This is a genomic window from Paenibacillus sp. 01T424 (assembly GCF_056398745.1).
On the sequence record NZ_JBFTPZ010000023.1, the window covers coordinates 96,637 to 109,576 of the forward strand.

Below are 12,940 nucleotides of genomic sequence, written 5' to 3' on the forward strand. Positions count from 1 at the left end.
ATAAAGGCAGTCTAAAACACCGATTACGTGTTTGAGACTGCCTCTTCAATATATTTATACTTCCTTGCCTTCAGTACGCTCATAATAACGTCCAATTTCAATTACTAATGCGCCCATTCGCTCCAGCTCGGGAACGATGATTCTTTCCACGCCGTACTCCTTCAAAACTGCAGCCGTTACTTTACCTACTGCGGCAGCCACGATATGCTGATTAAAGATGTTCAACAAAAGCTCCTTGCGGCCCGATTCGATTGCATGCTTGAACAAATAGTGCACCTGCACCGCAGTCGTGAAGCAGACCGTATCGACCGTGCCGGCAGAAAGCTCGCTAAGCAGCAGCTCGACTGTAGCAGCATCCGGCGGAACATGCTTATAGGGCAGCACCGCTTCTACTTGCGAAGTACCCTTATTTTCGAGAAAACGCACTAGTTTCGGAGCTGGCTCGCCATGAAGCTGTATCCACACCCTTTGCCCTTCAAAATCAAAGGCTTCGAGGTTTTCTATGAGTCCATCCATCGTTCCATCATCCGTGCTAACGATCGCTTTCAGGTCTGAACGTTTAAGAAATGCAGACGTTTTGTAGCCTCTTGTCGCAATTTTCGCCTCAGCCAGCCTACCAAGCACCGCTTGTTTAATGCCGATGCTGTCGGCTGTGTTGACGATCTGATCCGATCCCATGCCTGTCGTCAAAATAACCCAATCCGCGCCTTGCTCAGCGAAGTTTCGCAATGGCTCTTCCAACAGCGCTTCATCAAACATCGTCAAGCCTTGAAGCGAACGCACAATTGGAACGCCGCCTTGTTTTTCAATAACCATGCACATCTCATCCGTTTTCCGAGATCCAGCAATTACGATTTGTTTCCCTTGCAATGCGTTTATCCCCATCGTTATCAAGCCACCGTACTTTCGGTAAATTTGCCTTAGCCGACGTCATTATAACAGATGATGCCATAATACGCACCCATTATGTGACAATCTCAGTTAAGCATTTTCCCATTTCTGCTTGAAGAACAGCTCGTAAACTTTGCTATAAACGATTTTCAAAATCATATACACCGGAATAATAAGTAGTATGCCTAAAATTCCTGCAATATCTCCGCCCATGAGCACCAAGATGATCGTCGTCATCGGATGAATATCAAGCTGCTTCCCGAAAACATRGGGCGATATAAGATTATCCTGAATTTGCTGCGCTACTGTAATAATGACAATAGACCAGATCGCGATTGACGGCGCTTCGATGAAGCCGATGATGACAATCGGGATGGAAGATAGGAATGATCCGATAAACGGAATAAAGTTCAAGATGACGGCAACTACGGTCAGCAGCATCGCATAAGGCAAATCAATAATTAGAAAACCTACATACATGAGAACTCCGAGTGCTACATTCACGATAACTCTGCCAACGATAAAGCTGCTGAGCATATGATCGATATCGTCCATGACCTCTTTACCGTGGATACGGAACCTTTTGGGTATAAAGCTTACAATTTGTTCACCAAACTTCCCGCCTTCCTTCAGCATATAGAACAGTAGAATCGGGAACGTTATGAGCACAATCGCGAAATTTGAGAAAAAAGAAAAGAGCCCGGTCAAATATTCTGTAAATACCGTAAAGCCTTTGTTCAAATACTCCGTAAGCTTAGATAACAGATTCGAATCCTGCGGCAAAAAGGACGATAAAAACCCATTATGCTCAAGCTCTGCAACTTGCTCGCTTAAAGTAGTAAACAAAGCGGGTGCATTTTCAACCAAATTATTGAGCTGCGTACGCAAGGAAGGCCATACCAAGATGCTGAAGCCAACCATCATAATGGCGAAAATCAAATAAATAAGTAAAATTGCGAGCGTACGATTAACCTTATGCCGCTCCATCACATTGACGAGCGGGCGCAGCAAGTAATAAAAAAAGCCTGCCAGCATAAGCGGAACGATAATCATACTGAATAAGGAAAGCACAGGTTTAAATATAAATGAAACGCGCGACCCCAAATAAATAATAATTAATACCAAAATAATCGTGAAACACCATCTAAAAAATCGATTATGTCTGGCCATGCCTGCACCTTCTTCTCTTTTTAACTGATCTTGTCATCTATAGGTTACATAACCTTTACCCTTCCTCTCATGAATTGAATCGTTTGGAGTACTGGTTTTTTCTCCCTGCTGCCCGCAATCACACTCGAATTTATTACAAAATAAAAAAAGCTGGGTTAACGGCAGTAATCCGCCGACCCAGCTCTTGCTTTATTTTTGGAATTAAGAAAATTTACGATATTACATCATGTTCAAGCCTGAAATTTCTTCAAAATAATTACGGCATTATGACCGCCGAAGCCGAAGGAATTGGACATCGCTATATTAATCTCAGCTTCGCGCGCAACGTTTGGCACATAATCAAGATCACAAATTGGATCTGGTTGTTCTTGATTGATCGTTGGCGGGATAATCCCCTCCTGCATGCTCTTCACGAGTGCGATAGCCTCTACTCCGCCAGCTGCACCAAGCATATGACCTGTCATCGATTTGTTAGCTGTCACCGGAATTTGATACGCGAGGTCACCAAACAGCTTCTTAATGGCTGCCGTTTCGGAACGGTCTCCGATTTCCGTACTGGTGGCATGTGCGCTTATTAAATCAATTTGATTAGGCTCCAAGCCAGCTTCCCTCAGCGCATGCTTCATCGCCTGATAAGCACCAATACCCTCGGGATGAGTCGCGACCATATGATACGCATCTGAACTGGCGCCATAGCCGATAACCTCCGCATGAATGCGGGCTCCTCTTTGCTGCGCATGTGACAGTGATTCGAGTATGAGAATGCCTGCTCCTTCGGCCATAACAAAGCCGTCGCGCCCTGCATCAAAGGGTCTGCTTGCCGAAGCTGGTGCTTCATTCCGCGTTGATACCGATGTTGCATTGCCGAAGCTCGCGAGTGAAATATCCGTCACTGCCGCTTCCGTTCCTCCTGCAATAACGACATCTGCGCTGCCTGATCGAATAAGCCGCCAAGCCTCACCAATTGCGGTATTCCCAATCGAGCATGCGGTAACTGGCGCCATCGACGGCCCCTGCGTACCGAACCGAATACTGATCATCGCCGCTGCCATATTCGCAATCATCATCGGAACAAGCGTTGGACTAACACGATCTGGCCCTCGATCATGCAGCACTTCAGCTTGGTCAAGCAGCGTCTGTATGCCGCCGATGCCAGAGCCTACATAAACACCAACACGTTCCCGATCTGTCTCTTCAACCTTAAGTGCTGCATCCTCCAGCGCTTGTTCAGCAGCTGCTATCGCAAACTGGCTAAACCGATCCATCCGACGGGCTTCTTTTTTCCCAAATAAAGCTTCTCCATCAAAATCTCTTACGACACCTGCAATTTTCGATTTATGTTTGCTTACATCAAATGTATCAATCGTGGAAATACCAGATTGTCCATGCACCAATCCGTCCCAAAAACGCTCCACACTGTTCCCTAGCGGCGAGATGACACCCATCCCCGTAATGACGACACGTTCCATCTTATTTCCTCCTTCGCAAAATCCTTTATGGGTAGTAGTTTGTCATACTCTTTATCCTATTACAAGTTGTTGTTTATTATAGTATAATGAGTACTACTATAAAGAGAGTACGGAGATGGAAATCATGATTAATCGAGAGACGAGACTACAAGCATTATCATCCTTTCTAAAATCAAAGCGTGCCAAAATCATGCCGGAGGACGTTGGTTTCCCTATCGGAACACGGCGGAGAACACCTGGTTTACGACGTGAGGAGGTCGCTCAGCTTGCTGGCGTCAGCACAACTTGGTATACCTGGCTAGAACAAGGCAGAGATATTCAAGTATCGGCGTCTGTTCTGGATTGTGTTGCGGCGGCTCTGCAGTTAAATGACGATGAACGGGAATATTTGTACGCCCTCGCCCTCGGTTCCGGTTATAGCGCTCTGCCTATTAATGAGGAGCAGACCGAAATTACGCCCTCTTTAAAAAGAATTTTAAAGGAGCTCCGCTTCTGTCCAACCATAATATCCGATCGGCGCTGCCAAATCGTCGGTTGGAACGAGGCCGCCTCGCATGTCTTTATGGACTTTGACCAAATTCCAGCTGAACAGCGAAATATGATTGAGTTATTGTTCACAAGGAAAGAATTCCGCAGGCTAGCGGGAAATTGGGAGCATTTTGTAGGGGGATTTCTAGCTATCTTTCGCGCCTATTACGGTCAATATGTGCAGGATGATTGGTATGAGCGGTTTATTGATGAAATGAAGCGAAGCCATCCGGAGTTTCAATATCTTTGGGAGCAAAGCCAGGTCAGCTCTGCTCCAGATGTATTGCTGGAATTTCGACATGCACGAGTCGGAAAGATGTTGTTTCACCTGACCTCATTTCAAGTAAAGGGAAATACCGATCTACGATGCAGCGTCTATACGCCTGCACCTGAAACATCAACCGAAGCTAAGCTGCGCAGACTAATGGGCGGACAAGATTAGCGCTGGCTTGGAAATGAAATCGTTCGATTGCAAATTTTGTTTACAAGCGCATGATCATGACTAATGATAAGCAAGCCCATTTGGCGAGCTCGGACAATTTCAAGCATCTTATGCCATATTTGCGCCTGCGTAATTGCATCAAGCATGGTCGTCATTTCATCTGCGATGAGAAATTTGGTATCTGGTCCGAGAGCTCTCGCAATACAGCAGCGCTGGAGCTCTCCGCCTGACAGCTCATTTGGATAACGACGCAGCCACTGTTCCTTAATGCCTAACGCTTCAAGCAGCGCAGCATCCGGGGACCAACCTTCAGTCATTGTTTTTGCCAACCGCCATCTTGGATTAACCGCGCGCTCTGGATGCTGAAAAATCATTTGGACAGGATCAGAGCCTTTATTACTCTTACTCCGTCCATCAACCGACACTTCTCCTGCAATAGGGTTCAAATAACCAGCCAATAATCGGCCTAACGACGTTTTTCCGCTCCCGCTAGGTCCAATAAGGCCGACGACCTCTCCTGACTGTATCGAAATGCTAAAATCTTTAAACAACCAAGGACCGTCCGCATAACGCCAGCCGAGATTCCTTCCTTCAAGTCGCATGAACACACCTCACCATTCCACTTCGAAGGCTGCGAGCCGCCGGCCTGCTGTCAACACATCGTTCTGTAGCCAAGCTGCAGCGTTCAGCAAAGAGACAGCCTGAAATCGCAGAACTCCTTGCAGGCTGCGTCCCGGCCAGCGGTTCGAAACCATTTTGAGGAAGCGCACGCCACAAGGCGCGGCTGTATGGATGCCTAAGCTGCTCACCATTTCCGTGAAAATCTTTGGCCGAAGCGACCTCAACAGCGGTTCCCGCATAAAATATAGCGACCTTATCGGCAATTCGAAGAGCCGCTTCAATATCATGTGTAATAAACAACACGGCACAGCCGCCTTCAGCGAGCTGCTTGAAGTGGCCGAGCGCCTCTGTAACATCATCCGGATGCATGCCTGGCGTAGGTTCATCTGCAATGATCAGCCTTGTTCTTTCCAGCGCTGCCGTAGAGACAAGCACCTTACGAGCCATGCCTCCTGAGAGCTGAAAGGGAAACAGCCTCTCCACATGTGCTCCAAGCTGAAGCCGCGCAAATAACCCTCTCCGTTCCTGAAGCTGCTCAGCGCCATCTTCGCGCGTGCGCAGCTGCTTGCCTACTCGCATTAACGGATTAAGGAAGCTTACCGATTGCGGTACTAAGGCAATTTCCTTACCGCGGTAGCGCTTAAGCTTAGCTTCATTCAGCACTTCTCCGCCGTATGAGATGCTTCCGGTCATCACAACATTTTTAGGCAAAATGCCCATAATCGCATGAGCGAGCAGGCTTTTTCCCGATCCGCTCGCTCCAACGACGGCTACGATTTCACCTTCATTTATCGCGAAATCCAGCTCATCAATAATCGAAACCTGTTCCTGCGAGCTGCCTTTCACATAGTGCATAAAGGAAATGGATAGTTTATTCACCTCCAGCAGCGGCATATGGGCACCTCCCTCCATATTGATCAATATTGCCTTCCTTTAGCGTCATAGCTGAGCATTCCGCGGGTCAATGAGCAGCCGCAAATGGTTGCCTAGCTTATCAAACGCGCGTACAGTCAGCAGCAATCCGAGTCCCGGAAATAACGCAAGCCACCACATTCCCGTCGATAAGTAACGCATGGATTCAGAAAGGATAATTCCTATTGCGGGCTGATGCGGTGACATGCCAAGGCCAAGGAAGGTTATCGCCGCTTCATGCAGCACAGCATGTGGGAACAACAGCAGAAAACCAACCAACAACTGCGGAAATAAATGCGGTGATAAGTGCCTCGCAGCAACAGACAAACGTGATCTTCCGAGCTTCCTCGCAACTAGCACATATTCCGCTGACATGAGCTGCATCGCCTCCGCGCGAATCACTCGAGCAAGGCTTGGCCAATGCGTCAACATGATGCCGATGGCTACCCCTTTAAGGCCGCCCCCGCAAACAAAAGCTATCAATATAAGCAATACGAGATGAGGTACGCTTAGAAAAACATCAATAAGCCAGGAAATAATGCGATCAGCTGTCTTCCCAAGCGTTGCCGCCATCAATCCCATCATCGCTGCAATAAATACACTGGAAATCGAACCGAGCAGCCCAACTTGAATGCTAAGTGCCAGTCCCTTTACGGTGCGGGAAAGCATATCCCTCCCCAGCCAATCGGTTCCGAACAAATGAGTTAGCGAGGGAGGCAAGTTCCGATTATTCAGCTGAACTGAAAGTCCCGATGAATCAAGAAGCCAGCTACCTATGCCGATGCTTACAAGCAGAAGCGCTGCACCTATTGCCGATATAAGCATTCGTCGCCGTTCGTTTGAACGCTTCCGAGCAGCTGGTTTCTGTAAAATCGTAAGCTGATTCATCCTTGCGCCTCCTTCCCGTACCTCAGCCTTGGATCAACCATACGGTAAAAATAATCAGCTATCGCATTGCCAGTGAATACAAAGATCGTACTGCATAAGACAAGCCCCATAAGCAGCGGCACATCACCGCGAAGACCCGCTTCTACCGTCGCTTGACCGAGTCCCGGATAAGAAAACACCTGCTCTGCAAGAACAGCTCCACCGAACAATTCGCCAAATGAAGCAAACTGCAGCGTAATCGCAGGCAATGCAATGTTGCGAAGACCATGTCTAAGAAACAAACTCACACCATATTCACCTCGTGCTCTGGCAAACAAATAATAATCGCTTTCCATCACATCAATCAGCTTCTGGCGTGTATGGAGTGCAATCGGTGCGATGCCCACGACACTCAGAGTAATACCTGGCAAAATCATATGACGAATATAATCGGCAGCCGTTACGCTCCCTGCCAATACCCCAGCAGGAACACCAAGCCCTACTGGCAGCCAGCCGAGCCATACAGCAAATACCATCATAAGCAGCAGGCCGATCCAAAAGGCAGGCGTCGAAGCCAGCGTATAACAATAGCTTTTGATCAACCGATCCAACCATGAATCCTTCTTTATAGCTGCGGCCACGCCAGCGGCAAACCCAATAATGCCTGACAGCGTCCATGCGAATGCCATGAGCAGTACCGAGTGCAAGAAACGATCCGCAATCACCTTCGTTACAGCCTCTCTGTATATCATTGAGGTGCCCATATCTCCTTGCAGCAGAGCAGACGCCCATTTTATAAATCGTTCAGCGAATGGTCGATCAAGTCCCCAATAAGCAGCAATCTGCTCCCTTTGCTCTGCACCGACACGCATGACATCTGCTCCAATATACGATTGCACGGGATCAATCGGCGATAAAGCAACAAGCGCAAAAGTAATGATGCTGACCGATGCAAGCAGCGCAATTAATCGGATAAACTTTTTCCCTACAAAAACAATAACCCCCTGTAGCATGCTGACAACCTCTCCCGCCCGTTACTCTTCCCAGCGCCAGCTCTCAATATTGTCCGTTACAGGCCATCCGTGACCATGCGGCTGAATACGCTGCTTTCCGATATTAAGCTTGTCCTTCACGAGAAACAAATGATCAATATTTACGAGCCATGCCCATGGAGCATCGCCTTTTGCACTCAGTCCCGTTTGTCCATCCCATTGCGCTTTTTTCCAATAGGCCTGTGCTTCTTCCTCCGTACGTGCGTCCAATGCTTGTTCAAACAGCTGATCCACGGTCTGGTTGCTGTAATAACCCGTATTGTAATAGTCAACGCCACCAAATGTGCTGCTGTATAGATTGTACATTTCGAGCGGGTCATGACTTCCCCAGCCTAGCAGCATAGCATTCGAATGCATCAGCTTCTCAAGCTCGTCCCAGCTTTTACCTTCAACTAAAATGTGAATGCCGGCAGCTTTCACCATTTCCGCCGCAGCCAGCGCTAACGATTGCCGTGTAACGTCACTTGAAGGATACAGAAGTGTAAACTGTGCTTTTAACGTCCCTTTTTCGACGATACCATCACCATCGCTGTCCACCCAGCCTCCATCCGCTAATATTTTTGCGGCTGCAGCAGCATCATTATCCTTGACCTTCGTCTCATCATTCCACCATGGAAGACCATCATTCGCTGTATAGGCAGGTGAGCCATGTCCGTCCAAAATGCCATCGACCAGCTGCTGACGATCAATTACTGTATTGATAGCCAGGCGTATTGCTTTATCTGCGGTTACATCATTTCCAATGGGATAACCTTCTTCCGTTTTGCCGCCAGCTTTGACATAGGGGAATGCTATTCCGCGGTTATCTACTGTTTTTACTGCTTCAATCCGCATGCCAGCAACCTTTTGTTTGCTAAACGTGGACGGTATATAAGCAAGATCAACGCTTCCAGCCTTTGCCGCCGCGAATGCGCCGTCTTCATTTAAAAATAAGAAAGTCAGTTTCTGAAAATACGGCTTGTCTCCGTAATAGTTTGCGTTTGCCTTTACGATTAGCTGCTGTCCGCGATCCCATTGTACGAATGTAAACGGACCTGAGCCGATCGGGTTTTCCGCATAACTGCTCGAATAAGCATGTTTAGRTACAATACCTGTCGTTATAAGATAATAAACAAATGTCGATTGCGGTTTCTTTAAATGAAACACAACTTCGTTATTTCCTGCTTCTACGTTTGCTAAATTAGTGAGATCAATCGCAGCTCCATTGCTGGAAGCTGTATCGAATGTAAACTTCACATCCTCTGAGGTTAACGGCTTTCCGTCGGAGAATACGACATCCTCCCGCAGCTTGACCGTCCACGACTTGCCATCCTCGCTTACGTGATAGTCAGCAGCCAAATCCTTCACAATATTCAAATCATCATCTCGTTTAAGCAGTGTACTTTGGAACAGCGGAGAGCCGTACCGTCCCCAGCCCTTAATCGGATCAAAACCGGTGTCCGGCTCTGATCCTACCGCAACAATTAGCTCATCTGTTTTGGCAGTAGTGTCTGCCGGCTTCACGCCGCTGCATCCTGTGATGATGAATACAACAATGATTGCATAAGTGATAGCTGAAACGATAGTTTTCAACCCAACCCCTCCTGTGGCGTTACATTAAGTAACACGATTATGTGATAGTGTAACACGACTTTGATAGAGTTTCATCCTTTTTCTTCAAAATTCGCTCAAAAAACGCCAGAAAAAAAAGAGGACCTAACATCGACAGCGTCGACATGTTAGAAATCCTCTTATTTGTACAACCCTATTGATAGATTCAAATATAACAGCTTCCGATCTCAAGTATGAGTATGCTCTTTGGCAGAATCATGTTTATCCGCATAAGTAACGGAGAGCTCGGCATAAATGACGCCCTTCTGTGCTTGAATCTGCTGATGCAGCGACCGCAGGCGCGACAGCTGTCCTCTCACGACGATAACCTCCAAGCATTGATCATGATTTAAGTGGACATGCATGTTGGAAATAATATCATGATGAAAGCGATGCTGCACCTCCATCAGAACAACGGGTAAATCACTGACATGGTGATCATATACGAGAACAATCGTACCTGCAACATGCTCCTGACCGTTCATTCGAGTTGGCTCAAGCAAGGCTCGCCTAACCAAATCACGAATGGCTTCCGATCGATTATGATAGCCAAGTTCGTCTGTATATCGATCAAATTGATCAATCAGCGGTGCCGGAAAGGACACGCCAAACCGAACCAGCTCTTCCTTTTCAGCCATTTGCTCACCCTGCCTGCTTCAGATTCGACATCTAGTTGATCGGTTTATTCAAGATAGGATAATCAACAACGATTACGTTATCAAGCAGCCCGTCCAGCAAACCTACAAAATGCTGATGTGCAGGATGTGGACCGTAGTCGAGCAAAGACTGCTGATCTTTAAAGGTAACTCGCAAGCCCAGTGTGTAACCTTGAATATTATCCGTTTCTGTCGTTGCATTACAGCCTGCAGTCAATTCAATGATGCCTGGAACTTCTGTTTGCAAGGAATAAAGAGCGCTCAGCAGCTCTTGTTCTTTGGTGCTAGAAAGCTTCTCTTTAAACTTAAATGATACGAGATGCTCGTACATATTCGAATAACTCCTTTCTTTTGTAAAATACGACGTTCTCCCTATCATATCATGGACTTCTATTCTATTGTTATCACGAATGTATTCACTGCCTTATGCTTACCTCGGCCATCGCTCATTAGCCGGGGGCAGCTGAGGAAATGGGGCATGCGGCTCCATCTGATACCAATAGGCTACGGATGAAATGTCGTCGGAGCGTTCGAACAGCTTCGTATGGTCGTGACCGATTTGCTGAATCGTCACACGCAGATCATTTTCAAATCGAATCGGATCGGGCAGATGCCAGCGGTACATGCCGTGCATGGGTACATTATGACCATACCAAGGGTCGACCTCCGTCGTTTCCTTGTAAAACTTATAGCCCAAATACGCCGTGGAATACGATTCGGGTTCATTTGTCCGTGTATTGCTGAAGCACCATGCGCCTCCCACATAATCCTCCGTGCCCGTTCCACAAATCGTAGGCCAATCTTGATCGCCATCCATATAAAATTTGATCTCGCCTTCTCCCCACCAGTTCCGCTCGAGTGCGGCCCATGCAAGGTATGTGCCGATATATTGTCCTGCACCTTTGACATTATCCAGAATCGTATAGTCTTTGCCTATTTCCGTCACTTTCTCACGGCGCCACTGCGCGTGAAAATACGCTGCATTCTCTGGCAGCTCATCAACGAGCGAATAATTAAACGTATAGAAAAAACCATCTATGTTAGCAGCATGCTGATTTACAATCGTGATTTTCGCCGATTTCCGGAACGGCATTGGAATATAACAGTTCATGCCGCCCGTCGGAACGACAGCAATTGGAAGGGAATGAACGTTGGTTCGCACACCGAAGCCATTGCAGAAAAAATCACCGAGCGGAACGTCCACCGATGGGCTCGTCTCATCATCCCAGTACATGCGCAGAATAAGATCACGAAGCACGTATTGTGCCGCATGCCCTCTGCCTGTTTTGTCCGCGACAGTAATCCAGAAATGTTGAATTACTCCCGTCCCTTGAATATGGGCAAGCGTCACTTCTTCACCTTGACCCAGTGTTATGGCAGGCCTGCCTTTTCTTCCAATGCCCAAGTTGCTCGCTTCTTTACCGCCTTGCCCCTTCTCACCATTCACATTTTCTGCTGAAATGGATCGGGTACGCGCATTCGTGACGAGCGGAGCGGAGGATAAACCAAATCCTAGTCCGTGCTGCTGCAGCATAGTCCATCACCTCATGTATCAATTATTGTTTATTATCGAGCCTATTATATAATGATAGATATGATTATCCCTTACCTTTTATTGTTAAGTTGTTTATCATAAATTGCTGAGGTGATCGATATGCAGGTCGATAAACTGTCCCCCTATATTCGGGTGGCTATGGACAGTGTGCTGGAGCCTACGTGGAAGATGGATGAGCGGGTTATTTGGGATTATGAACTGCTATACCTCATGGAGGGTCAAATGCTCGTAACCGTGGAGGATGTTGTCTATCACGGAAAGGCTGGAGACTGCTTCTTCTTTAAGCCCGGGCAAAGACACGCTATTCAAAATATTGGCGGAACGAGAGTCCGCCAGCCCCATGTTCATTTTGATCTGTATGTTCAGCCTGACAGCCAAGATGTTGGCGTTTCCTTTAAACCGCTCCATCAGATGAATACGAAGGAGAAGGGCTGGTTTCGTGATCATGAGCTATCCGCATCACCGTTTCTTATGCCTACTCATTTTCGCCTTGGAGACCCATTTCCTTTGGAACAATCGCTCTTCGAAATGATTCGCGAATTCGAAACGAAACCTCCCTTTTATGAGATCCGTATCAAAGGCTGTTTGCTGGCGATTCTGTCCCTCATCATGAGAGAGCAATATTGGGGCAGCAAAACGAAAAGTGATGGACAGCTGGGGCTGCTTACGGATGTTCGTTCATACATCGAGCATAACGTGCACCGCTGCATCAAGCTGGATGAGCTGTCTGAGCGATTCCATATAAGCAAATTCCATTTGATCCATTTGTTCAAAAACCTGTTTCAGCAAACACCGATTCAATATCATCAGCAGATCCGTATTGAAAAAGCTAAAATGATGATTCAGTTTACTTATTTGCCGATGCAGGATATCGCTGAGCAGCTCGGCTATTCGAACATTCATGCTTTCAGCCGCGCATTCAAAGGGAGTGAAGGCTGCAGTCCTTCCAAGTATCGGCAGAAAAAATAAATAGAGGCTGCCCCTAAAGTAGAATGATCTACATTGGGGACAGCCTCTCTTCATTTTACATAGCCTTGTTCATAAACATAACTTATACGCGATGAATATTGAATTCAAACGCCAAATCTTGATTTGCTGGAATGAGATATTCGTCATGGACTGGCGCACCCCAGCTGTCGTCACCGCCAACACCCATTTGTCTGCCGGCTACGGTAACTACCGTATAA

14 protein-coding genes are annotated in these 12,940 nt (G+C 47.1%); 2 read left to right on the forward strand and 12 right to left on the reverse strand.

Annotation, left to right across the window (positions count from 1 at the left end; genetic code table 11):
- Window positions 1-54: 54 nt before the first annotated feature.
- The 3 genes from AC1DPK_RS18170 to fabF all read right to left on the reverse strand — a co-directional run bounded on the left by AC1DPK_RS18170 (window position 55) and on the right by fabF (window position 3,530).
- Complete coding sequence (locus AC1DPK_RS18170; RefSeq protein ID WP_477511222.1) at window positions 55-885, reverse strand: uroporphyrinogen-III synthase; 831 nt, start codon at window positions 883-885, stop codon at window positions 55-57.
- A 96-nt stretch (window positions 886-981) separates the two neighbouring features.
- Window positions 982-2,061, reverse strand: a complete 1,080-nt coding sequence (locus AC1DPK_RS18175; RefSeq protein WP_477511223.1) for an AI-2E family transporter — start codon at window positions 2,059-2,061, stop codon at window positions 982-984.
- A 230-nt stretch (window positions 2,062-2,291) separates the two neighbouring features.
- Window positions 2,292-3,530: a beta-ketoacyl-ACP synthase II gene (gene fabF / locus AC1DPK_RS18180; protein ID WP_477511224.1), complete on the reverse strand. Its 1,239-nt coding sequence runs from the start codon at window positions 3,528-3,530 to the stop codon at window positions 2,292-2,294.
- Between the two features lie 127 nt (window positions 3,531-3,657).
- Here fabF and AC1DPK_RS18185 point away from each other — a divergent pair, with 127 nt between their 5' ends.
- Entirely contained in the window at window positions 3,658-4,500 is an 843-nt protein-coding gene (locus AC1DPK_RS18185; RefSeq protein WP_339209573.1) for a helix-turn-helix transcriptional regulator, read from the forward strand.
- Here AC1DPK_RS18185 and AC1DPK_RS18190 read toward each other — a convergent pair.
- The 8 genes from AC1DPK_RS18190 to AC1DPK_RS18225 form a co-directional block, all read right to left on the reverse strand.
- Window positions 4,497-5,102: an ABC transporter ATP-binding protein gene (locus tag AC1DPK_RS18190; RefSeq protein ID WP_477511225.1), complete on the reverse strand. Its 606-nt coding sequence runs from the start codon at window positions 5,100-5,102 to the stop codon at window positions 4,497-4,499. The two genes, AC1DPK_RS18185 and AC1DPK_RS18190, sit on opposite strands and share 4 nt — an antisense overlap.
- Window positions 5,092-6,015, reverse strand: a complete 924-nt coding sequence (locus AC1DPK_RS18195) for an oligopeptide/dipeptide ABC transporter ATP-binding protein (RefSeq protein ID WP_430061780.1) — start codon at window positions 6,013-6,015, stop codon at window positions 5,092-5,094. The genes AC1DPK_RS18190 and AC1DPK_RS18195 overlap by 11 nt, the downstream gene beginning before the upstream one ends.
- A 45-nt stretch (window positions 6,016-6,060) precedes the next feature.
- Window positions 6,061-6,921, reverse strand: coding sequence for an ABC transporter permease (locus AC1DPK_RS18200; RefSeq protein WP_441882091.1), 861 nt, complete (start codon window positions 6,919-6,921; stop codon window positions 6,061-6,063).
- Complete coding sequence (locus AC1DPK_RS18205; RefSeq protein ID WP_441882088.1) at window positions 6,918-7,913, reverse strand: ABC transporter permease; 996 nt, start codon at window positions 7,911-7,913, stop codon at window positions 6,918-6,920. The genes AC1DPK_RS18200 and AC1DPK_RS18205 overlap by 4 nt, the downstream gene beginning before the upstream one ends.
- A gap of 21 nt (window positions 7,914-7,934) precedes the next feature.
- The gene (locus tag AC1DPK_RS18210; protein WP_477511228.1) at window positions 7,935-9,476 is read right to left on the reverse strand and encodes an ABC transporter substrate-binding protein; all 1,542 of its coding nucleotides are present in this window, start codon (window positions 9,474-9,476) and stop codon (window positions 7,935-7,937) included.
- A gap of 254 nt (window positions 9,477-9,730) precedes the next feature.
- Complete coding sequence (gene nikR, locus AC1DPK_RS18215) at window positions 9,731-10,180, reverse strand: nickel-responsive transcriptional regulator NikR (RefSeq protein ID WP_339208511.1); 450 nt, start codon at window positions 10,178-10,180, stop codon at window positions 9,731-9,733.
- A 31-nt stretch (window positions 10,181-10,211) separates the two neighbouring features.
- Window positions 10,212-10,529, reverse strand: a complete 318-nt coding sequence (locus AC1DPK_RS18220) for a Dabb family protein (protein ID WP_083682390.1) — start codon at window positions 10,527-10,529, stop codon at window positions 10,212-10,214.
- Between the two features lie 99 nt (window positions 10,530-10,628).
- A complete protein-coding gene (locus tag AC1DPK_RS18225; protein WP_477511226.1) occupies window positions 10,629-11,732 on the reverse strand; it encodes a glycoside hydrolase family 172 protein in 1,104 nt (367 codons plus the stop codon).
- Between the two features lie 120 nt (window positions 11,733-11,852).
- On the opposite strand from AC1DPK_RS18225, the gene AC1DPK_RS18230 reads away from it, so the two are divergent.
- Window positions 11,853-12,722 carry a helix-turn-helix transcriptional regulator gene (locus AC1DPK_RS18230; RefSeq protein ID WP_477511227.1) on the forward strand — a complete coding sequence of 290 codons (870 nt, stop codon included), beginning with the start codon at window positions 11,853-11,855 and terminating at the stop codon, window positions 12,720-12,722.
- Window positions 12,723-12,804: 82 nt separating this feature from the next.
- Here AC1DPK_RS18230 and AC1DPK_RS18235 read toward each other — a convergent pair.
- The coding region (locus tag AC1DPK_RS18235; protein ID WP_477511229.1) for a beta-galactosidase small subunit-related protein at window positions 12,805-12,940 on the reverse strand (136 nt) is incomplete at its 5' end.

What these genes read in the sequence shown, in the direction of transcription:
- AC1DPK_RS18205 (WP_441882088.1), bottom strand. Translation starts at nt 7,913, where the DNA reads ATGCTACAGGGGGTTATTGTTTTTGTAGGGAAAAAGTTTATCCGATTA.
- AC1DPK_RS18225 (WP_477511226.1), bottom strand. Translation starts at nt 11,732, where the DNA reads ATGCTGCAGCAGCACGGACTAGGATTTGGTTTATCCTCCGCTCCGCTC.
- fabF (WP_477511224.1), bottom strand. Translation starts at nt 3,530, where the DNA reads ATGGAACGTGTCGTCATTACGGGGATGGGTGTCATCTCGCCGCTAGGG.
- AC1DPK_RS18170 (WP_477511222.1), bottom strand. Translation starts at nt 885, where the DNA reads ATGGGGATAAACGCATTGCAAGGGAAACAAATCGTAATTGCTGGATCT.
- nikR (WP_339208511.1), bottom strand. Translation starts at nt 10,180, where the DNA reads ATGGCTGAAAAGGAAGAGCTGGTTCGGTTTGGCGTGTCCTTTCCGGCA.
- AC1DPK_RS18195 (WP_430061780.1), bottom strand. Translation starts at nt 6,015, where the DNA reads ATGCCGCTGCTGGAGGTGAATAAACTATCCATTTCCTTTATGCACTAT.
- AC1DPK_RS18200 (WP_441882091.1), bottom strand. Translation starts at nt 6,921, where the DNA reads ATGAATCAGCTTACGATTTTACAGAAACCAGCTGCTCGGAAGCGTTCA.
- AC1DPK_RS18190 (WP_477511225.1), bottom strand. Translation starts at nt 5,102, where the DNA reads ATGCGACTTGAAGGAAGGAATCTCGGCTGGCGTTATGCGGACGGTCCT.
- AC1DPK_RS18220 (WP_083682390.1), bottom strand. Translation starts at nt 10,529, where the DNA reads ATGTACGAGCATCTCGTATCATTTAAGTTTAAAGAGAAGCTTTCTAGC.
- AC1DPK_RS18230 (WP_477511227.1), top strand. Translation starts at nt 11,853, where the DNA reads ATGCAGGTCGATAAACTGTCCCCCTATATTCGGGTGGCTATGGACAGT.